Consider the following 19313-nt stretch of genomic DNA (forward strand, 5'->3'; position numbering starts at 1 on the left):
GCCGCCATCATTCCGTCATACGGATGTCACAGTCTTGTTTCATGCTTCAGGGTTTCAACCCCATCAGGAAACTGGATATATGACGCGCAGCATTGAACGGCCCTCAGACATCTTCAACAACGAAGATTCCAACACGTCCGACAACCTTCATTTTGACTCTGTGCTCAGCACCCGCCTGAGCCGCCGCAACATACTGCGCAGTGGCGCCAGCGCGGCAGCCACGGCGATGTTGGGCGGTGCGGCGCTCACCGGCTGTGCCACGGATGGCGCGATGACGGGAGCCATGGCCGGCTCGGGCGAAAAAATGCTGGGCTTCAGCGCCGTGCCCAAGAGCCTGGCCGACGCGGTGAGCGTGCCCCCCGGCTACAAGGTAGACATCATTTACGCGCTGGGCGACCCGATTCTGCCGGGCGCATCCGCGTTCAAGAACGATGGCACCGACGCCGATTTCGACAAGCGCGCCGGTGACCACCATGACGGCATGGAGTGGTTTGGCCTGAGCGCCGACGGCCAGCCCTCCCGCAGCTCGGTCGAGCGCGGCCTGCTGGCCGTGAACCACGAAGCGACCACCGACGAAAAACTATCCAGCTTCTTCATCCACGCCAACGGCGGCAAGACCAGTCTGCCGCGCCCGGCCGCCGAAGTGGACAAGGAAGTCGCCCTCCACGGCATCTCGGTGGTGGAGATCCGCAAGACCGGCACCCAGTGGGCGTACGTCAAGGACTCTGCCTTCAACCGCCGTCTGACACCGCTGAGCGACATCGAGATCGCCGGTCCGGCCCGTGGCCATGCGCAGCTGATCACAAAATATTCGCCCACCGGCACCAAAACCCGCGGCACCATCAACAACTGCGGCACCGGCATCACGCCCTGGGGCAGTTTCCTGACCGGTGAAGAAAACTGGGCCGGCTACTTCAACCGCAGCAGTCTCGATGACGCGATCCGTGACAACGACAAATCGGTCACGGCACTCAAACGCTATGGCCGCCCGCAAGGCGCCCCCTCACGCCATGGTTGGGAAACGGCTGGCGTAGCCGATCAATACGAGCGCTGGAACAACAGCGTCACAGGCACTTCGAAAGACGGCCGGGACGACTACCGCAATGAAATGAACGGCCAGGGCTACGTCGTGGAAGTGGACGCCTACGACAAGACCAAACTGGCCAAAAAACGCAGCGCGCTGGGCCGCTACGCCCACGAGAGCGCTGTCTTCAGCCGCGCCATGGCCGGCCAGCCGCTGGCCGTGTACATGGGTGACGATTCGCGCAACGAATACATCTACAAATACGTCTCCAACGCCAAATGGGATGCGGCCGACGCCAACCCCAGCCACCGCATGGCGGCAGGCGACAAATACCTGGACAGCGGCCGCATGTATGTCGCCAAGTTCAACAGCAATGGCACCGGCGAGTGGATCGAACTCTCGATGGACAACCCCGCCATCAAGAGCTTCAAGGGCTACGCCTTTGCCGACCAGGCTGACATCTGCATCAACACCCGCCTGGCCGCGGACGCCGTGGGCGCCACCAAGATGGACCGCCCCGAGTGGTGCTCGGTGAATCCAAAAAACGGCGAGGTCTATTACTCGCTGACCAACAACAGCAACCGCAGCGCCAACCCGAGCGGATCGTCGCAATTGCTGCCTGACAGCGCCAACCCGCGCGCCTACACCGACATGAAGAACGGCAAGGCGCAAAACGGCAACCCGAACGGCCACATCCTGCGCCTCAAGGAAGGCAGCGGCGGCGCGGCGGCCACCAGCCTGACCTGGGACGTGTATTTGTTCGGGGCCGAGGCCGGTGCGGACGCCAGGCAGATCAATCTGTCCAACCTGACCAACGACCAGGACCTGTCCAGCCCGGATGGCCTGTGGTTCAGCCCCCACACCGGCATTTGCTGGATCCAGACCGACGATGGGGCTTACACCGATCAGACCAACTGCATGATGCTCGCGGCGCTGCCCGGTCAGGTCGGCGATGGCCAACAAGTCACCCTGAACTACGCCGCAGCCAACGGCAATCTGGCGGTGAACACCCAGGTCGGCAAGGCCCCGACGTCCGAGACTCTCAAGCGCTTCCTGGTCGGCCCGTCGGGCTGTGAAATCACCGGCGCCTGTGAAACCCCGGATGGCCGCGCCCTGTTCATCAACATCCAGCACCCCGGTGAAACCACCCAACAAGCCAACCTGGCGGACCCTGCCAAGTACACCAGCCAATGGCCCGCCAATGCGGGTTATGGCGCCGGCAAACGCCCCCGCTCGGCCACAATCGTGATCACCAAGGCAGACGGCGGCCGCATCGGTAGCTGACCTATCCCGGGGCGGCAAGCCCTGTTGGCAAACCGCCCGGTGGCAACACCTGGCGGTTTTTTTATGGGTGATGTGTCAAGGCAATGGCGTTCATTTGAGTACAACCAGAACGGTGCTGCCGATACGAGCCACCGAGAAATCGCACGCATAAAAATAAGCATGTGCTAATACAATGATTTCAGCGACTGGCTTCAGGGCTCGTCTTGACTACACCCAACAGGACCCTTGCCACCATGAAGTTCAGCACCCGGTTATTTCTCTGCTGCGCCATTCCCGCCGCGATGTTCATTGCGGGCCTGGGCAGCAGTATCTGGGGTCTGATGCGCACCCAGAACCAGTTTGACAACTACATCCGCAGCGAACAGGCCATCCGCACCGGCTTGTCAGAAATGTATGCCCAGGGTCTGCAGATGGGCCAGGCACTGCGCAACATGGTGCTTGACCCGGCCAATCCCAAGGCGCGTGACAATCTGACCGCCGCCCAGACCGCCTACGACAAGGCTTTCAAGGAAACCGCCGCCACGGCACGCGGCACGCCGTTCGAGTCTCCGATCAACGGCTTGGCCGCATTGCGCGCCGCGCAGGGTCAGGCCCAGGACAAGGTGGTGGCGGCACTGGCCACCGATGTCCCGCAAGCCATCCAGACACTCAACAGCGCAGAAACACCGGCCTGGCGGCAACTCCGTGGCGAGTTGCTCAAACAGATCGAGGTGGCCAGCAAGCTGTCCACACAGACCCACCAGGAAGTGCAGGCAAACGCCAGCCGCGCAACGTTGATCGCCATCGTCCTGAGTTGCCTTGCCAGCGCGGTCGCGGTGGCTTTGGCCCTGGTTGTGCTGCGCTCGCTCAAGCGCGAACTCGGCGGCGAGCCTGCCACCGCACGCGACGCGCTGGCACAAGTGGCCCAGGGCAATCTGTCGGAGAATTTGCCCACACGCGCCGGTGATCTGAGCCTGATGGCCGCGCTGGGCCAGATGCAGCAGTCTTTGCGCCAGGTGGTGGGCGAGATTCGCAACTCGGTCGAGTCGATCACCACGGCTTCGTCCGAGATCGCCGCCGGCAACCAGGACTTGTCGGCACGCACCGAGCAAACCGCGTCCAACCTGCAGGAAACCGCCGCCTCCATGGAGGAGCTGACGGGCACGGTCAACCAGTCCGCCGCCTCCGCCCGTCAGGCCACGCAACTGGCGACTTCGGCTGCGGCCGTGGCAGCGCGCGGCGGCGCGGTGGTGTCCCAGGTGGTCAGCACCATGGAAGACATCAACGCCTCGTCGAAAAAGATTGCCGACATCATTGGCGTGATTGACGGCATTGCATTCCAGACCAATATCCTGGCCCTGAACGCGGCGGTGGAAGCGGCCCGGGCCGGCGAACAAGGCCGCGGCTTTGCCGTGGTGGCCAGCGAAGTGCGCAGCCTGGCCGGGCGCTCCGCTGACGCCGCCCGTGAAATCCGGGGCCTGATCGCCGATTCGGTGGAGAAGGTCGAGGCCGGCTCGCGCCTGGTGGACGACGCGGGTCAGACCATGACCGAAATCGTCAGCTCGGTCCAGCGGGTCTCCGACATCGTGGGTGAAATCAGCGCCGCGACCAGTGAACAGTCCAGCGGCATTTCGCAGATCAACAGCGCCATCAGCAATCTGGATCAGATGACACAGCAGAATTCAGCGCTGGTGGAACAATCCGCGGCGGCCGCCGAAAGCCTGAAAGACCAGGCCGGCCGTCTGGCGCAGGTGTGCGGCGGATTCAATCTGGGACGGGCCTGAGCACGTCGCGCACAAGCTTTCACGCACGGCCCGTGCGGCCCTGCGCGACCTCGATTTCGTGCACCGCCTGCATGGTGCGCAACACGCGGTCGGGCGTCAGGCTGATGCTGTCGATGCCCAAGCCCACCAAGTAGCGCGCCACCTCGATGTGGTCACTCGGGGCCTGGCCGCAGATGCCTGAATGCCGGTGGTTGCGCTGGGCGCCCTCCACCGCTAGTTTGAGCATCTTCAGCATGCCGGGGTCCTGCTCGTCAAAGGACTCGGCGACGATGGCGCTGTCACGATCGACGCCCAGGGTCAGCTGCGTCAGGTCGTTGGAGCCGATCGAGAAGCCGTCGAACAGCTCGGCAAACTCATCGATCAACAGCACGTTGTTGGGAATCTCGCACATCACGTAGACCTCCAGGCCGTTCTCGCCGCGCTGCAGGCCATGCGAGGCCATCGCCTCCAGCACGCGGCGCGCCTCCTCTAACCGGCGACAAAACGGCACCATCAGTTTCAGATTGGTCAGGCCCATCACCTCGCGCACCCGCTTCATGGCCGCGCACTCCAGCGCAAAGCCTTCGGCATAAGCCGGGTGGATGTAGCGCGCCGCGCCCCGAAAACCCAGCATCGGGTTTTCTTCATGCGGCTCGAAATCGCGCCCGCCGATCAGCGCCGCATACTCGTTGCTCTTGAAGTCCGACAGCCGCACGATCACCGGACGCGGATAGAAGGCCGCTGCAATCGTGCCGACGCCCTCGGCCAGCCGCTCGATGAAGTAGCTGGCGCCATCGGCATAGCCGGCCGACAACGCGAGCACGCGCGCGCGCTCGGCCGCGTCCGTGATGCGCTCGGGGTGCAGCACCGCCATCGGGTGCACCTTGATGTGCTCATTGATGATGAACTCCATGCGCGCCAGACCCACGCCGTCACAGGGCATCTGGCTGACCTGAAAGGCGAGTTCGGGGTTGCCGAGGTTGACCATGATCTCGGTGACCGGGCGCTGCAGGTCGGTGAGATCGGTCACCTGCTTGTGAAAGGCGACGGCGCCCTCGTAGACCTTGCCCACCGCCCCCTCGGCGCAGGACACCGTCACCGTCTCCCCGTCGCGCAAGACCTCGCTCGCGTGTTCGGCGCCGACCACGGCCGGGATGCCCAGCTCGCGCGCCACGATGGCCGCATGGCAGGTGCGCCCGCCCCGGTTGGTGACGATGGCGGCGGCCGTCTTCATCACCGGCTCCCAGTCGGGTGTCGTGGTGTCGGCGACCAGCACCTCGCCGGGCTGGAACGCCGACAAATGGCGCGCATCGGTCACCAGCCGCACCCGCCCGGTCGCCACCTTGGCGCCCACGGCGCGGCCGGTGGCACGCACGGAACTGGTGCCGTCCCCGTCCAGCACGTACTCCTCCAGCATCAGCGCATTGCGCTGCGAAATCGCGGTTTCCGGACGCGCTTGCACGATGAAGACCTCGCCGTCCGGCCCGTTCTTGGCCCATTCGATGTCCATGGCACGGCGCTCGCCCGCCAGCCGGCTGTAGTGATCCTCGATCTTGATCGCCGCGTCGGCCAGCACCAGCACGTCGGCGTCGCTCAGGCAATAGCGGCGCCGGTCGGCGCGGGGCGTCGGACGGTTCACGACCGGCTCACGCGTGCGGCCCGGCGCGTAGACCATGTGCACCTGCTTGTCGCCCAGCGTCTTGCGCAGCACGCTGCGAAAGCCCTGGCGGAATGTCGGCTTGTGCACATAGAACTCGTCCGGGTCCACCGCCCCCTGCACCACGTTTTCCCCCAGGCCCCAGGCGCCGGTGATGAACACCACATCCGGGTGGCCAGACTCCGTGTCGATGGTGAACATGACGCCGGCCGACGCCAGATCGCTGCGCACCATCTGCATCACGGCCACCGAGAGCGAGACCTTGAAATGGTCAAAGCCGTTGTCGGTGCGGTAGGAGATGGCCCGGTCGGTGAACAGCGAGGCCTGGCAGCGCTTGACCGCGTCGATCAGCATCTCCTCGCCCTGGATGTTGAGATAGGTATCGTGCTGGCCGGCAAAGCTGGCGCTGGGCAGATCCTCGGCGGTGGCGGAACTGCGCACCGCCACGCTCAGGCCCTCGCCGCTGGCGGCTTTCAACGCCCGCCAGGCCTCGCGCACTTGCTGCTCAACGGCAGCCGGCATGGGCGCGCCGTAGACAATCTCGCGCGCCCGGGCGCCGGCCCGCGCCAGCGCGGCGACATCCGTTTTGTCGAGCTTGTCGAGCAGGCCGTGCAGCTCGGGCCAGGCGCCGGCGGCCGTGAGCGCGTCGCGGTAGGCGGGCGCCGTGACGGCAAAGCCGTCCGGCACCCGAACGCCCAGCGGCGTGAGTTGCTGGAACAGCTCGCCCAACGAGGCGTTTTTACCGCCGACCAGGGGAATGTCGGACAGCGACAACTCACGAAACCAGCGGATATAGGGGGCAGCGGGCATGACGGTCTCCTCAACGTAAGGCGTTGGGCGCCATCATCATCCGGGGTCGGCCGGCGGGCGTTGACAGGCGTCAACGCGGCGCCGGACCATAACGCTGTGTCTATGACGGTGACCGTCCATTTAATTCGTTAAACGGCTGCACATTTTTGCGACTTCGAGCGCTTCATGATGCTTGGTTCCCGCCAGTATTCTTGCCCCTTGTTTTTCGTACTCCTTAAGCCACTTTTTATGCGGACTTCCTGTCTTGCTGCCGGGCCGCAGTCCAGCGTTGCTCAAACGTCATCGGGCTGACATGCCCCAACGTCGAGCGCAATTTTTAGTGTTTGAAAAAGTTCAACCAATCAATTACCCTATTCATGGCTTGGCGTCGTGTGGCAAATTTTCTGCCGTACAGTCTGCCAACCTTCAGACGACCCCACAGACTCTCGGTGGGTGTTGTTCATCGCCGCCCCCTGTTCTTAATTTCTAAGGAGACGACAAACCATCGTGAAGCAGAGGGGTCAAGTCTCCTGTGGCGCATATTGCGCCATGCCGTGGCCCAAGGACCAATTCTCGGGCACGACCTCGATCAGGTTGATAAAAATGTCTTCGGGGCGCAAACCAGGACTATCGGATAGGCGCTCGACAATCCGGCGGTACAGCGCCTTCTTCTGGTCGAGCGTACGGGTATTGTTAACCGTGAGCTGCATGAAGACGACATCGTCACTACGCTCAATGCCGAGATACGACTTGCTGTATTTGAAGTTGTCCTCATCATGCTCGGCAATCGTCATGAAGCCATTGTCCTTCGGTACGTCAAAAGTCTCGTGCATAGCCTGATGGAGGCTATCGAGAATCGCCTTGCGATAGGCGGCGGTCTTACCCCGCCGCATGGAAATGTGTGTCAGTGGCATTTATGGCTCCTGTTTTGTTTGCGAACGTTTGTAAGAACACAGCAATTCATTCTCCTTTTTGCATGATTTAACATGCATTGGGTTCATGCTTTAAGTGGCCTTACACTTTGAAGTTTAGAGAGATATAAGATATGTACAACCGCAATTTATGCATGCTTTGCATGATCTAGGCGCATGTCTAATCAACTCTTAAGCCTGCCGCCATTGGACGCAGTCCGAGGCTTTGTCGCGGTGGCACGCCGCATGAGCATTACGCTGGCGGCCAATGATCTGTGCCTGACTCAGTCTGCCGTCAGCCGGCAAATTCAGAGCCTGGAAGAGCATCTCGGCACACCGCTCCTGATCCGAAAACACCGCGCTATCGCCCTGACCGAAGCCGGCGAAGAACTGTTCCACCTCGCGTCGCCATGGCTGGATCGCCTCGCTGAATACAGCGAATCACTGCCGCGGCACGACCGCATGCGGCCGGTCACGATCACCGCACCGATCAGCGTGACGTCGTTATGGATACTGCCAAGGCTCGGTGCATTTCAAGATGCGCACCCAAATATCGATGTGCGTGTATCGGCCAACAACCGCATGCTGAACCTGAAACAGGAAAGCATCGACTTCGCCATCCGCTACGCCCGCGAACGTGACATCCCGTCTGATGCAGTACGCCTGTTTGACGAGAAGGTGCTACCAGTGGCCAGCAGCCAAGTAGCTGCGCGCGCCTTCAACAACCCCAAGGCACTTTTGAACGAGGTATTGCTGGAGCTGGACGAACGCGCCCTGCCGTGGTTACGCTGGTCGGATTGGCTCACCGCCAGTGGGATACCGGATGCGAAACCCAAAGCCTACCGGCACCTCAACCAATATGACCAAGTGATACAAGCGGCGATCGAAGGGCATGGCGTTGCGTTAGGACGCGTTGCATTGGTGTTGCCTATGCTAAAGGATGGGCGACTGGTTGCAATGGGCGACAAGGGCCTTGGCAACAGCGACTACGCGTATTGGCTGATTGGTGAATCAAGCTCGCCACGCGAGGAAGTTCTAATACTCCGGAACTGGGTCATCCGGGAAGCTAAGCTTTGGGTCAATGAACTTAAGGCAATGGGAACATGGCTATCTTGAATGTTACTTTCGAGAGGCAGATTTCCGTGCTTCTAAATTATCCAAAGCGTTAACTGGCGATTCATGCCTCTAGGACATTGGGCGGATTCAAGTCTGAAGTGCAACCGGTAGGCAAGGGCTTCGAACCGTCGCCGCCCCACACCACCCACCGTGCGGGTCCGCAGTGGGCGGAACAACAAAGTCGGCTAATGGTTAAGATTGCTCTCCATGAGTCCAATTCGGTTCTCCCGCAGGGAGACTTTCAGCCTATCAGTTCGCGCCCATGCGGGGCGCACCACACAATCATTCCACCAGACCTGCGCGAAAAGCCGCGCAGACCGGTGAATTCAAACTTTGAGCGTCATGAGCAGCGCTCTAGCAAAGGAAACGCCGATGCGACACCGACCAATGATCGTTGCTGGAGGCCTGAGCTTCATCGTAGGCGCGCTTGCCTTCGTTGCGGTCTTCAGCTACCTCGCCGCGAACTTTTCTTACCCCGGGATTCTTGATGGCAGCGCCGCCGAAGTTCTTCCGCGTCTACGTGCTGGTGGCTCGGCTATGAGAGCTACCTGGGCTCTTTACGCTCTTCTCCCGCTGCTTCTGGTACCGGGCGCCGTAGGAGTCTACGTCGCCTGCCCCTCAAGCCGAGGCCGCATGACTCTCGCCCTTGTGGCGGCGTCACTCGGTGCACTTGCCATGTGTCTGGGCCTTATGCGTTGGCCAAGCATCCATTGGGCGTTGGCGGAGGCATACGCGCAGTCGGGTGCCGAGGCAAAGAGTAGTCTTTCAGCTGTCTTCTTGGGCTTGAATATCTATCTTGGCAATTTCATCGGCGAGTTCCTGGGCGAGTTGTGCCTTGCTTTCTTCTTCTTTCTTTCCGGCCTATCACTTATCGACGAATCGCAGTTTCCCAAGTGGTTAGGCTGGGGCAACGTAGCTTTCGCCGTTCTATTTCTGATCGGAGCGTTTCGGAACATCACACCAGCCGTGCAGCAAGTCGCCGATGTCAACAATGCGCTGCTACCGCTCTGCATGGTTGTATTAGGTGCATCACTCATTTGGTACAAACCGAAGTCCTAGTTCGACGATGACGCCCAATCAGGTAGGCAACGGCCAAATACTAGCCAATGCCGAAGTACGCCGTCCAGCCTCGGAGGTATTGCCCCAGGTTGTGCAGCCGGTATTCCATGGCCTCCCAGCTTCTGCCCGTCAGGTCTTTGACCCGTGCTTGAAGCCGATGAAGTGCGTAACGAACACGCACTGATCACGGCGAACGCGGACTACCGCATGGCTCACGCCGCTCCCCGCCGGGAAAATATCAGGGCACCGGCGTCAGCTTGGCCACACTCAACGCCAGCCACTTGACGCCATGGCGCGGGAAGTTGATTTGCGCCCGGGCATCGTCGCCCAGACCTTCCAGCGAGATCACCGAGCCCTCGCCGAACTTGGCATGAAACACCTTCATGCCGGAACGCAGGCCGTGCGATGGCGCGGCTTTCTGCGCCGGCACCGGGGCGGCGGCGGTCAATTTCGAATAATCAGTGCCATATTGGCCTCTAGCTCCCGTCGAATAAGCGCTACCAGCTCCCGAATTAGGAGCATATCCGGAACCAAACCCCTGATTCTTCGGCGTGATCCACTTCAGCGCGTCTTCAGGCAACTCCTCAAAGAACCGGCTCTTCAGGTTGTAGCGCGTCTGCCCGTGCAGCATGCGGGTTTGCGACAGGCTCAGGTACAGCCGTTTGCGCGCGCGGGTGATGGCCACATACATCAGGCGGCGCTCTTCTTCCAGACCATCGCGGTCACTCATCGAGTTTTCGTGCGGGAACAAGCCCTCTTCGATGCCGGTGATGAAGACACAGTCAAACTCCAGGCCCTTGCTGGAATGCACCGTCATGAGCTGGATCGCATCCTGCCCTGCCTGCGCCTGGTTGTCGCCCGCCTCCAGCGCCGCGTGCGACAAAAAGGCGGCCAGCGGCGACAGGGTTTCACCGGTGTCGGCATCGGGGGCCAGCTCTTCCAGCAGTGCCTGATTGAGGTCCAGGCCCTGCGAGGCCGGCGACTGCGTCAAGGCGCGGCCCTGTTCATCCACTGGCCGCGCCGCAGCATCGCGCCCGAAGTTTTCCAGTGAGACAAAGCTTGCCGCAGCGTTGACCAGTTCTTCCAGATTCTCCACCCGGTCGGCGCCTTCGCGGTCGGCCCTGTAGTGGGCGAGCAGCCCGCTGTTCTCCAGCATCTGTTCGACGATTTCACTCAGCTTCATGCCTTGGGTCTGCTCGCGCAAGACGTCAATGCTGGCCAGGAAGCCGCCGATGTTGGTGCCCGCCTTGCCGCTGAGGCCGCTCACCGCGTCACTCAGCGAACAGCCGCTGGCGCGCGCCACATCCTGCAGCTGCTCCAGGCTGCGCAGGCCGATGCCGCGTGGCGGGAAATTCACGGCGCGCAGGAAGCTGGTGTCATCGCGCGGGTTCTCCAGCAGGCGCAAATAGGCCAGCGCGTTCTTGATTTCAGCGCGCTCGAAAAAGCGCAGCCCGCCATACACCTTGTACGGCATGGCGGCGTTGAACAAGGCGGTCTCGATGACCCGGCTCTGCGCATTGCTGCGGTACAGCACCGCAATCTCTTTTCTCTCAACATCTTCACGCACCAGCTGGCGCATTTCGTCCACCATCCACTGCGCCTCGGCAAAGTCGCTGCTGGCTTCGAATACCCGCACCGGCTCGCCCGGGCCTTGGGATGTGCGCAGGTTCTTGCCCAGACGCTTGGTGTTGTGGCCGATCAGTTCATTGGCCGAGTCCAGGATGTTGCTGCCGCTGCGGTAGTTTTCCTCCAGCTTGATCTGGTGCTTGACCTTGAACTCGCGCACAAAGTCGGCCATATTGCCGACCCGCGCACCGCGAAAAGCATAAATGCTCTGGTCGTCATCACCCACGGCCAGCACGCAGCCGCTCGGGTTGAACTCGTCGTCGGCCGAGCCGTGCGCGCCGGTGCCGGCCAGCATCTTGATCCACGCATACTGCAGCTTGTTGGTATCCTGAAACTCGTCGATCAGGATGTGGCGAAAACGCCGCTGGTAGTGCTCACGAATCGGGTCGTTGTCGCGCAGCACCTCAAAGCTGCGCAGCATCAGCTCGCCAAAATCGACCACGCCCTCGCGCTGGCATTGCTCTTCGTACAGCTGGTAAATCTCGACCTTCTTGCGGGTTTCTTCATCGCGCACGACCACCATGTTGGCGCGCAAGCCGTCTTCCTTGCAGCCGCCGATGAACTGCTGCATTTTTTTCGCCGGAAAGCGTTCGTCATCCACGTTGAACTGCTTGTACAGACGCTTGATGCTGGACAGCTGATCCTGCGTGTCCAGAATCTGGAAGCTCTGCGGCAGGTTGGCGATTTTGAAGTGGGCGCGCAAAAACCGGTTGCACAGGCCATGGAAGGTGCCAATCCACATGCCGTGCACATTCACGGGCAACATGCTGGTCAGGCGCGTCATCAATTCCTTGGCGGCCTTGTTGGTGAAAGTCACGGCCAGCACGCCGCCGGGCGTCACCTGGCCCGTCTGCAGCAGCCAGGCAATGCGGGTGGTCAGGACACGGGTTTTGCCCGACCCGGCGCCGGCCAGAATCAAGGCATGGTCGGCCGGCAAGGTCACGGCGGCCCGCTGCTCCGCGTTGAGATTTTGCAGGAGCGGGGAATCCTGGGCACCCTGTTGTGTAATTTCTGAGAACATCCCGGTATTGTAGAAAGCCCCATATGAAAACACTTTTTCTCCTGCTGGGTTTGACCGTCTGGGCGGCGCACAGCGCCCAGGCCCAATCGTCTTGCACCAGCGATGGTCAGGCAACACCGGTGGCCCTGGTCGAGCGCTTTGTCAGCGCCGACTGCGAGGCCTGCTGGAGCGAGCCGCAAGCCACCCCACCAAACGCCAAAACGCTGACCCTCGACTGGATCGTGCCCGGCAAGCAAGGCGAAGACGCGCCCCTGTCGGCCGCCGCCAGCCAGGACGCCTTGATGCGCCTGCAGACGCTGAGGCGCGCCGCCCCCGCAACATCGACCAAAACAAGCAGCCCGGTGCTGGGTGCTCGGGCCAACCAGCTGCGCGTGGCGCATGGCCTGTCTTTGGGTGGCTATATTGGCACCTCGATCGAGCTGAAAACCGCTTTGCGACCCGGCAGTCAGACCACGCTGAGCGCATGGCTGGTGCTGGTGGAAACTATTCCCGCCGGGGCCGACGGCACGTCTACGCCAAGAAATCTGGTCAGAAACGTGCTCCAGCTCCCGTGGAATAAGCGCAACCAGCTATCAAAAATAGAGCATTTGACTCTCCATGAAACACGCCCCTTGAGCATCCCCAGCGGCGCCGCACCCGAACGGCTGCGCGTGGTCGGCTGGGTCCAGGATGGCCGTGGCCGGGTTTTGACCGCAGCCCAGTCGGTCTGCGCGCCCACCTGATCTGACTCGGCTGACACAAACCCTATAGAATCAATCACCGGGCCCAAGCAATTGCGGCCCGGTTTTTTGTTTCTGCCCTGGCCTGCAGCGCGCCGACAAAGCCCGGGTCCAGTCCAAGCGCTCTCCCCCCAACAGGAGCCCGGACCATGGAAATTTTTGACTACGACAACATCCTTCTGCTACCCCGCAAATGCCGCGTGGAAAGCCGCTCTGAATGCGACGCCAGCGTCGAACTCGGCAAGCGCCGCTTTCGCATCCCGGTGGTACCGGCCAATATGAAAACGGTGGTGGATGAAGCAACCTGCGTCTGGCTGGCGCAAAACGGCTACTTCTACGTAATGCACCGCTTTGACTTGGACAATGTGCAGTTCGTCAAGGACATGAAGGCGCAGGGCTTGTATGCGTCGATTTCGCTGGGCGTCAAGAAGCCGGACTACGACACGGTGGACCAGTTGCTGGCACTCGACCTGCTCCCGGACTACATCACCATCGACATCGCCCACGGCCACGCCGATAGCGTGAAAAACATGATCGGTTACCTGAAGGACAAAATGCCTGCCGCCTTCATCATCGCCGGCAATGTGGCCACGCCGGAAGCCGTGATTGACCTGGAAAACTGGGGCGCCGACGCCACCAAGGTCGGCATCGGCCCGGGCAAGGTCTGCATCACCAAACTCAAGACCGGCTTTGGCACCGGCGGCTGGCAACTCAGCGCGGTGAAATGGTGCGCCCGCGTGGCGACCAAACCCATCATTGCCGATGGCGGCATCCGCGAGCATGGCGACATCGCCAAGTCGATCCGCTTTGGCGCCACCATGGTGATGATCGGCTCGCTGCTGGCCGGCCATGAGACCAGCCCTGGCCAGACGGTGGAGGTGGACGGCAAGCTGTACAAGGAATACTACGGCTCGGCCAGCGACTTCAACAAAGGCGAATACAAGCACGTCGAGGGCAAGCGCATTTTGGAACCCATCAAGGGCAAGCTGGCCGACACCCTGATCGAGATGGAACAGGACGTGCAAAGTTCCATCAGCTACTCAGGCGGCAAGAAACTGATGGACATCCGCAAGGTGAACTACGTGACGCTCGGTGGCGACAACGCCGGGGAACACCTGCTGATGTGAGGCCTGACGCCTAGGCAAATAACAAGTGGCAGGCCAACTGATGCAGGCGTTGGCCCGGCAGCGCCAGAGCATCCAGAATGCTGAAATGGTTCAGGTCCGGCAGCACTTCACGCACCGGCACAACCCGCTTGCCCCACACGTTCTGGATCAGCTCAGCGTGCTGCAAAAATGCCGCGCTCTCGGCCCCGCCCGCGACCGCGTAAAGAACGCCCCTCCCCCGTGAAACCGGAGGCGGCGGCAGCCAGGCCGGACTGGCTTGGGCGACTTGCGCCGCGTCAAGCCGCAACGATTCCTGCAGGAACGGTGTGTGCATGATGGACTCAAGCTCGTACAAGCCGGAAATAGACAACGCATTCCTCACCAGCCTGGGCGGTAGATCTTTGGCATAAGCACGCCACGCGCACGCCAGCAGCATCGCCGCCAGGTGGCCGCCAGCCGAGTGGCCCACCACGGTGATGCGCCGGGGATCCCCGCCATGCTCGGCAATATGGCGATAAGTCCAGGCCAGCGCTTTCACCATTTGCATGACGATCTGCGGGATGGTCACCGCCGGGCACAAGGCGTAGTTGGGAATCACCACACAGGCCCCGGACTGCGTGAAAGCGGGCGCGATGAAAGAGTGCTCGGCCTTGTCCAGGGAGCGCCAGTAACCGCCATGAAGGAACACCAGCACCGGCACATCGACGCCAGACACCGGGAAGACGTCCAGCGTCTCGCTGGGATCGTCGCCATAAGGCACATCCAGCTGACAGGGAAGTGTCTGACAAGCGACCGTTGACGCCTGCGCCCACTGCGCAAAATGGTCGGCAAATTCGGGCACCAGCGCGCGGTTGTTGTACAGGCGATCCAATGTTTTTCCGTCAGGTATTTCCATATGCATCTTTCTGGGGAGCGGTGCGCATCCACCTATTTATCACGCCATCTTGGCACAGGATGGTGCAGCCGTCAGCCCTCCGACAGCAAAACGGGTACAAACCCGATTGATTGCCGCTTGGGGCGCTGTATTCTTTTCCTATTCGTTTTACCAAGAGTAACCATGAAAATTGCAGTACTGGGCATCGGCCTGATGGGATATCCCATGGCCCGGCGCCTTTGTGAAGCGGGTCATACCGTCCACGTCTGGAACCGCACGCGAAAAAAGGCCGACCGGCTGGCGCCTTTCGGGGCCACGGTTCATGCCCAAGCCGCCGACGCCGTGCGGGCTGCCGACATTGTCATCTGCATGCTGGAGAACGGCACCGTCGTGGGCGAGGTGCTGTTTTCCAAAGGCGTGGCCCAAGCCCTGAAACCCGACGCCCTGGTGATCGACATGTCGTCCACGCAACCCAGCGAAGCCCGCGATCACGCGGCCCGTCTGAGCGAAATAGGCATGACCCATCTGGATGCCCCCGTGTCAGGCGGCACGCTGGGCGCGGCCGATGGCACGCTGGCCATCATGGTCGGCGGCAAGCCGGCCGCCTTTGAGCGCGCCCAAGCCGTGTTCCAGGTATTGGGCCACGCCACCCATGTGGGGCCGCACGGCGCGGGCCAGTTGGCCAAGCTGGCCAACCAGATGATTGTGGGCATCACCATCGGCGCCGTCGCCGAAGCGCTGCTGATGTGCGAAAAGGGTGGCGCCACCATGGCCAAGGTCAAGGAGGCCATCACCGGCGGCTTTGCCGACAGCCGCATCCTGCAAGTCCACGGACAACGCATGGTGGACCGCGATTTCACGCCCTATGGGCGCATGTCCGTGCAACTGAAGGATTTGCGCAATGCCCTTGCCACCGCCGAAGAAATCGGCTTCGATGCCCCCGTGACCCGCTTGTTCGAAAAGCTGTACAGCGAGGGCATCGAGCACGGCCTGGCCGACCTTGATCACGCTGGCCTGTTCGTTGAGCTGGCCAGTCGCAATGGCATGAACTGACTGGAAGTCCTGCTATAATTTTCTTCTCTTCTCCCCCACGGGGACAGAGCGCAGCCAGGAAGGCATCGTGTTCACCACGAAGTTCAGCGGGTTCACACCCGCCCTCCACCACGGCACAGTTTTTAAAAGTGGGTTCTTAGCTCAGTTGGTAGAGCAGCGGACTCTTAATCCGTAGGTCGACAGTTCGAATCTGTCAGGACCCACCACTTTTCACAATGAAATTAAGCACTTACGAGAAATCGATAAGTGCTATTTTTTCGCCTGAATTTTCTGCTGGCAGCCTGGTGACAGTTAACTTATCCAAATGCCCTTTCACTTTGCTTCTGTGAGCTTCGTTCCCACAGCACCTTCCGTCGCCAATGCCGGTCTTAATTAAATAAGCTGTCCATTTCACTCTGGGAAAGAGTGCCACCACCGTCAGGGGCAGAGGTCTCCACATCAGCAGTGCCATGCGTCAGATCAGCGTGATTTTCGCCATCGTTGCGGTCGGGCGTGAACTCGGTATTGGGTGAGTTTTCAACCAGTTCAAGGTGGCTCGGGTCTACGCGAAACAGGCGAAGCTCTAGCTTGGCGCCGTCCGTCGGAAAATAAACCGTAGGTTTGCGAACAAGCTTGCTATCAGTTTGAGTCACGCCGATGCGCCCTGCTAAACCTTGCCTATCGCGTGGTGTCAAGATGGACAAGCGCTCTTGCGTGAAACGTACTTTCGCGTCCAGTGGAAATGCAATGCTCATAAATCGTTCTTGCGGATAATCATCACGGCCATCCAGTCACCTGAATATTTCAAGCAAACGTGTTGATCTGCGTGCCTACCATTCCTTCAGTCGCCAAAGCAGGTTGTGGTAGGGCTTGCAACAATGCCGTCGCTGACGTGGCTTGCATGTCCAACGCTTTTTTCAACACCAAAATGTTCACGCTATCGGCGGTATCACTCGAAGCGGCAGAAACTGCGGCCTGCACCGAAGTTGTGCTGGAAATGTTCATGAATGGCTCCAAGTCGGTTTGAATCGTCTCTTTATATCGACGGGTGATTGTGAAACTTGAACCAGTGGCTTAGTGGAAGTATTGCCACAGTCCAAAACCGATGCATCCATACATCAATCCGGACATGGCCCCAGCCTTGATGTCGGTGGTTGATGGAATACAGGAAAAAAAAGCACAAGCAGTCACATAGCCTGACGCCACCCAAATCCAGTAATTGGCCACCAGAAAAGTTGGCACCATCCAATGGTCATAAAGCAACCACCCGATACCCAGCATCAACAGGGTGGCAAATGCAACGGGTGCGGCATTCCAGATGTTCAGATTGGCAAAACCAACCGAACCCAACGCCCATGAGTCGCCTTGGCGCTTCGGGAAAATCGAAAACGATCGGGGCTTGGCGAAGAGAAGCAATCCCACCATCCCATGCAATGCTTCATGCAGAAACGTCCCGGGAAGACTGATCATTGCAAGTTGCCACTTCGAATAGCGGGTCGAACGCATGACGACTAACCATGTCAGGATCAGCACAGCAGACGCAAGCGTCTCAGTCGTCAAATGAAAGTTGTTGGGTAAGCGCATGCTGGAGAAAAATAGCCACGGGCAGTGGCGTCGGCCCCATCACCATCAGATTGCAAGCGTGTAGACCATTGCCCCAGCCCGTTCGGTGGCGTTGTGCCCCTGCAGAGCGCGATCCCATTCGGCACCGAGCACCCCAACTTCCGGCACCAGACCCTTTGTCATCGCCGAGACTTCCTCAACGGCGGCATCGAATTCGGCCACCAGTTCGCGCGTTTCCAGAAACAGTCGCGCGACCATGTATCCGCCAGAGTCGATCACCACAAGATAGCGCGCAGGCTGTCGATGCGACCCGTGGTCGTGTTTTCGCGGTGATTCCATGCCAAAAGTTTGACTCATGTTTCATATTGCCACACTTACGCCATCTGGGTTATGGCAGTGGGAAATTCGCAGTTAAAAATGAAGATTTCGAAATTGGGGTGAAACGGCGATGCATCCGTTTACTTATTCTCCATATTTTGTATACTGTACAAAACAACAGTCTATAGATTTTTGGAGATGCTGCAATGGAGACAAGTGAATGGATCGCAAGGTGCTCTGCCCGCCTGCACGCGCAATGGCCGAGACTGCATAGAGATCAGCGCGATGAAGTGGCAAGGGACCTCTGGAATGACCCGCAGTGGCAACAGAGCGAACCTGAGGCAGCGGTCGTCGAATGGTTGCGTCAAGGTATTCCTGTGCCAATCGAGAGTGCGCAGCCATGAAGCCCACCTATTCCCAAACACCCGAGTTCAAGCACCCTTGGCGTCTTCCCTATGCGTTGCCAGGGCGTCGAATTTTCGTGGCGATTTGGAACTGGATGTAAGGGACAAACTGGGGGCGGAATATGCGGCCTGCACCGATAATTCATCCTATGAGAATCAACTTAGTAGCGCCGTTTGCCGAAAAAGATGCCGTGAAGGCACTGGGTGCACGTTGGGATGCCGCCAGTAAAAATTGGTACATCATTGATGTTAAAGACCTCACTCCGTTTCTGCGCTGGATTCCAAATGCTGGAACTGCCAATGACTCTTGGGCAAGTTTGGACACACCAAAAACGACGAAAACAAAGACTGCACCAGTCCAGCAACTCAAGGGATTAGCCACCCCTAAACTTGCGAATGAAGTACCGCACTGTGGATGCAATGTTCAGCCTTGGGAAGATTGCAAGCACACTGCAAATATGTAAATTCACGTGACAGTTGCCTGATGAAGGGTGTAACCTGATTTTTGTCTGCAGAGCAATCGTTCCGGCATATCCAATACGCTGGATCAAAGCTGTCACCCATTGAGTGACGAAGGGGCAAACCATGCACAACAGTGATCAAGAATATTTTCGTAGCTGCGTAGCCAAGGAGCGGCAATTGGCGCGCCTGCTGGGTCACACCCATATCCTAGAGGAGTGTGAAAGTGCTGGAACCTTACTGGAAAACAGGGATGCACTGCCCAAATGGACCCGTGACTGGCAGGCTTGCGGGCCATTGATGACGCAATACGACATTGCGATTGCCTATGAAAAAGAATCGGGGAGCCAGATAAGTAGCTTCGCCACCATCGGATCGACAGTTGTTCATTTCTCGGACCATCCGACCAAAGATCGAGCCATCATGTACGGCATCGTCAAAGAGCTTATTTTTCGTTTTGAACATCACAAAGCTGCTCCACTGAAATAGTTTGAAGTCCAAAGGTGGTGACTTGCTGTTGATCGGCATGTGTTCAGAATGCCGCTATCGCCTTGGTATCACGTTCGGAACAGCCATGCAGGCATTGGCTTAAAAGCAGTGCAAACGTCT

At 59.8% G+C, this 19313-nt stretch carries 18 protein-coding genes, 1 tRNA gene and 1 pseudogene; 10 read left to right on the top strand and 10 right to left on the bottom strand.

Translation table 11 applies throughout. From position 1 onward, the window contains the following. Window positions 1-79 precede the first annotated feature (79 nt). Window positions 80-2308 (top strand): PhoX family protein, encoded by a 2229-nt coding sequence (locus tag C5P05_RS27625; protein ID WP_114973080.1) that lies wholly within the window; start codon window positions 80-82, stop codon window positions 2306-2308. A 233-nt stretch (window positions 2309-2541) separates the two neighbouring features. After that, window positions 2542-4071 carry a methyl-accepting chemotaxis protein gene (locus C5P05_RS27630; RefSeq protein WP_114973081.1) on the top strand — a complete coding sequence of 510 codons (1530 nt, stop codon included), beginning with the start codon at window positions 2542-2544 and terminating at the stop codon, window positions 4069-4071. A gap of 19 nt (window positions 4072-4090) precedes the next feature. Here the strand turns inward: C5P05_RS27630 and ppsA are convergent, their stop codons facing one another. From ppsA to C5P05_RS27640, 3 genes and pseudogenes are all read right to left on the bottom strand, one after another. Further along, entirely contained in the window at window positions 4091-6517 is a 2427-nt protein-coding gene (ppsA, locus tag C5P05_RS27635) for a phosphoenolpyruvate synthase (protein ID WP_114973082.1), read from the bottom strand. Window positions 6518-6743: 226 nt separating this feature from the next. After that, a pseudogene (locus C5P05_RS34765) lies at window positions 6744-6950 on the bottom strand (IS3 family transposase); the annotation flags it as partial. 67 nt (window positions 6951-7017) lie between these two features. Beyond that, complete coding sequence (locus C5P05_RS27640) at window positions 7018-7410, bottom strand: tautomerase family protein (protein ID WP_114973083.1); 393 nt, start codon at window positions 7408-7410, stop codon at window positions 7018-7020. A 174-nt stretch (window positions 7411-7584) separates the two neighbouring features. Here C5P05_RS27640 and C5P05_RS27645 point away from each other — a divergent pair, with 174 nt between their 5' ends. Both C5P05_RS27645 and C5P05_RS27650 read left to right on the top strand, forming a co-directional pair. Then, the gene (locus C5P05_RS27645) at window positions 7585-8523 is read left to right on the top strand and encodes a LysR substrate-binding domain-containing protein (RefSeq protein ID WP_114973084.1); all 939 of its coding nucleotides are present in this window, start codon (window positions 7585-7587) and stop codon (window positions 8521-8523) included. Between the two features lie 342 nt (window positions 8524-8865). Then, window positions 8866-9582 (top strand): DUF4386 family protein, encoded by a 717-nt coding sequence (locus C5P05_RS27650; protein WP_114973085.1) that lies wholly within the window; start codon window positions 8866-8868, stop codon window positions 9580-9582. Window positions 9583-9622: 40 nt separating this feature from the next. On the opposite strand, the gene C5P05_RS35350 is transcribed toward C5P05_RS27650, so the two are convergent. Together C5P05_RS35350 and C5P05_RS27660 are read right to left on the bottom strand one after the other, a co-directional pair. Beyond that, window positions 9623-9763 (bottom strand): group II intron maturase-specific domain-containing protein, encoded by a 141-nt coding sequence (locus C5P05_RS35350; protein ID WP_114973086.1) that lies wholly within the window; start codon window positions 9761-9763, stop codon window positions 9623-9625. A gap of 57 nt (window positions 9764-9820) precedes the next feature. Further along, a complete protein-coding gene (locus C5P05_RS27660) occupies window positions 9821-12229 on the bottom strand; it encodes a UvrD-helicase domain-containing protein (protein ID WP_114973207.1) in 2409 nt (802 codons plus the stop codon). A 23-nt stretch (window positions 12230-12252) separates the two neighbouring features. Here C5P05_RS27660 and C5P05_RS27665 point away from each other — a divergent pair, with 23 nt between their 5' ends. Together C5P05_RS27665 and C5P05_RS27670 are read left to right on the top strand one after the other, a co-directional pair. Further along, the gene (locus C5P05_RS27665; RefSeq protein WP_114973087.1) at window positions 12253-12951 is read left to right on the top strand and encodes a hypothetical protein; all 699 of its coding nucleotides are present in this window, start codon (window positions 12253-12255) and stop codon (window positions 12949-12951) included. A 146-nt stretch (window positions 12952-13097) separates the two neighbouring features. After that, window positions 13098-14075, top strand: coding sequence for a GMP reductase (locus tag C5P05_RS27670; RefSeq protein ID WP_114973088.1), 978 nt, complete (start codon window positions 13098-13100; stop codon window positions 14073-14075). Window positions 14076-14085: 10 nt separating this feature from the next. Here the strand turns inward: C5P05_RS27670 and C5P05_RS27675 are convergent, their stop codons facing one another. Then, window positions 14086-14949: an alpha/beta hydrolase gene (locus C5P05_RS27675; protein WP_114973089.1), complete on the bottom strand. Its 864-nt coding sequence runs from the start codon at window positions 14947-14949 to the stop codon at window positions 14086-14088. A 162-nt stretch (window positions 14950-15111) separates the two neighbouring features. On the opposite strand from C5P05_RS27675, the gene C5P05_RS27680 reads away from it, so the two are divergent. Together C5P05_RS27680 and C5P05_RS27685 are read left to right on the top strand one after the other, a co-directional pair. Then, a complete protein-coding gene (locus C5P05_RS27680) occupies window positions 15112-15981 on the top strand; it encodes an NAD(P)-dependent oxidoreductase (protein ID WP_114973090.1) in 870 nt (289 codons plus the stop codon). Between the two features lie 130 nt (window positions 15982-16111). Continuing rightward, window positions 16112-16187 (top strand) — tRNA-Lys (locus tag C5P05_RS27685). A 162-nt stretch (window positions 16188-16349) separates the two neighbouring features. Here the strand turns inward: C5P05_RS27685 and C5P05_RS27690 are convergent. The 4 genes from C5P05_RS27690 to C5P05_RS27705 form a co-directional block, all read right to left on the bottom strand. Continuing rightward, a complete protein-coding gene (locus C5P05_RS27690) occupies window positions 16350-16715 on the bottom strand; it encodes a hypothetical protein (RefSeq protein ID WP_114973091.1) in 366 nt (121 codons plus the stop codon). A 49-nt stretch (window positions 16716-16764) separates the two neighbouring features. Further along, entirely contained in the window at window positions 16765-16965 is a 201-nt protein-coding gene (locus C5P05_RS27695; RefSeq protein ID WP_114973092.1) for a putative motility protein, read from the bottom strand. 69 nt (window positions 16966-17034) lie between these two features. Continuing rightward, the gene (locus C5P05_RS27700) at window positions 17035-17466 is read right to left on the bottom strand and encodes a hypothetical protein (RefSeq protein WP_157979470.1); all 432 of its coding nucleotides are present in this window, start codon (window positions 17464-17466) and stop codon (window positions 17035-17037) included. A 123-nt stretch (window positions 17467-17589) separates the two neighbouring features. Then, window positions 17590-17880: a hypothetical protein gene (locus C5P05_RS27705; protein WP_232834684.1), complete on the bottom strand. Its 291-nt coding sequence runs from the start codon at window positions 17878-17880 to the stop codon at window positions 17590-17592. 514 nt (window positions 17881-18394) lie between these two features. Here C5P05_RS27705 and C5P05_RS27715 point away from each other — a divergent pair. Together C5P05_RS27715 and C5P05_RS27720 are read left to right on the top strand one after the other, a co-directional pair. Next, a complete protein-coding gene (locus C5P05_RS27715; protein ID WP_114973095.1) occupies window positions 18395-18709 on the top strand; it encodes a DUF5710 domain-containing protein in 315 nt (104 codons plus the stop codon). 121 nt (window positions 18710-18830) lie between these two features. Beyond that, window positions 18831-19193, top strand: a complete 363-nt coding sequence (locus C5P05_RS27720; protein WP_114973096.1) for an aminoacyl-tRNA synthetase — start codon at window positions 18831-18833, stop codon at window positions 19191-19193. The last annotated feature ends 120 nt before the right edge of the window (window positions 19194-19313 follow it).

It is taken from the genome of Rhodoferax ferrireducens, from assembly GCF_003347515.1.
Taxonomy (GTDB): Bacteria; Pseudomonadota; Gammaproteobacteria; order Burkholderiales; family Burkholderiaceae_C; genus Rhodoferax.

Bases quoted from the DNA above. Each gene is read 5' to 3' on its own strand.
- C5P05_RS27665 (WP_114973087.1), top strand. From the start codon at position 12,253: ATGAAAACACTTTTTCTCCTGCTGGGTTTGACCGTCTGGGCGGCGCAC.
- C5P05_RS27625 (WP_114973080.1), top strand. From the start codon at position 80: ATGACGCGCAGCATTGAACGGCCCTCAGACATCTTCAACAACGAAGAT.
- ppsA (WP_114973082.1), bottom strand. From the start codon at position 6,517: ATGCCCGCTGCCCCCTATATCCGCTGGTTTCGTGAGTTGTCGCTGTCC.
- C5P05_RS27640 (WP_114973083.1), bottom strand. From the start codon at position 7,410: ATGCCACTGACACACATTTCCATGCGGCGGGGTAAGACCGCCGCCTAT.
- C5P05_RS27645 (WP_114973084.1), top strand. From the start codon at position 7,585: ATGTCTAATCAACTCTTAAGCCTGCCGCCATTGGACGCAGTCCGAGGC.
- C5P05_RS27660 (WP_114973207.1), bottom strand. From the start codon at position 12,229: ATGTTCTCAGAAATTACACAACAGGGTGCCCAGGATTCCCCGCTCCTG.
- C5P05_RS27690 (WP_114973091.1), bottom strand. From the start codon at position 16,715: ATGAGCATTGCATTTCCACTGGACGCGAAAGTACGTTTCACGCAAGAG.
- C5P05_RS27695 (WP_114973092.1), bottom strand. From the start codon at position 16,965: ATGAACATTTCCAGCACAACTTCGGTGCAGGCCGCAGTTTCTGCCGCT.
- C5P05_RS27675 (WP_114973089.1), bottom strand. From the start codon at position 14,949: ATGGAAATACCTGACGGAAAAACATTGGATCGCCTGTACAACAACCGC.
- C5P05_RS27720 (WP_114973096.1), top strand. From the start codon at position 18,831: ATGCACAACAGTGATCAAGAATATTTTCGTAGCTGCGTAGCCAAGGAG.
- C5P05_RS27705 (WP_232834684.1), bottom strand. From the start codon at position 17,880: ATGAGTCAAACTTTTGGCATGGAATCACCGCGAAAACACGACCACGGG.
- C5P05_RS27630 (WP_114973081.1), top strand. From the start codon at position 2,542: ATGAAGTTCAGCACCCGGTTATTTCTCTGCTGCGCCATTCCCGCCGCG.
- C5P05_RS27680 (WP_114973090.1), top strand. From the start codon at position 15,112: ATGAAAATTGCAGTACTGGGCATCGGCCTGATGGGATATCCCATGGCC.
- C5P05_RS27670 (WP_114973088.1), top strand. From the start codon at position 13,098: ATGGAAATTTTTGACTACGACAACATCCTTCTGCTACCCCGCAAATGC.
- C5P05_RS27650 (WP_114973085.1), top strand. From the start codon at position 8,866: ATGAGCAGCGCTCTAGCAAAGGAAACGCCGATGCGACACCGACCAATG.
- C5P05_RS27715 (WP_114973095.1), top strand. From the start codon at position 18,395: ATGAGAATCAACTTAGTAGCGCCGTTTGCCGAAAAAGATGCCGTGAAG.
- C5P05_RS27700 (WP_157979470.1), bottom strand. From the start codon at position 17,466: ATGCGTTCGACCCGCTATTCGAAGTGGCAACTTGCAATGATCAGTCTT.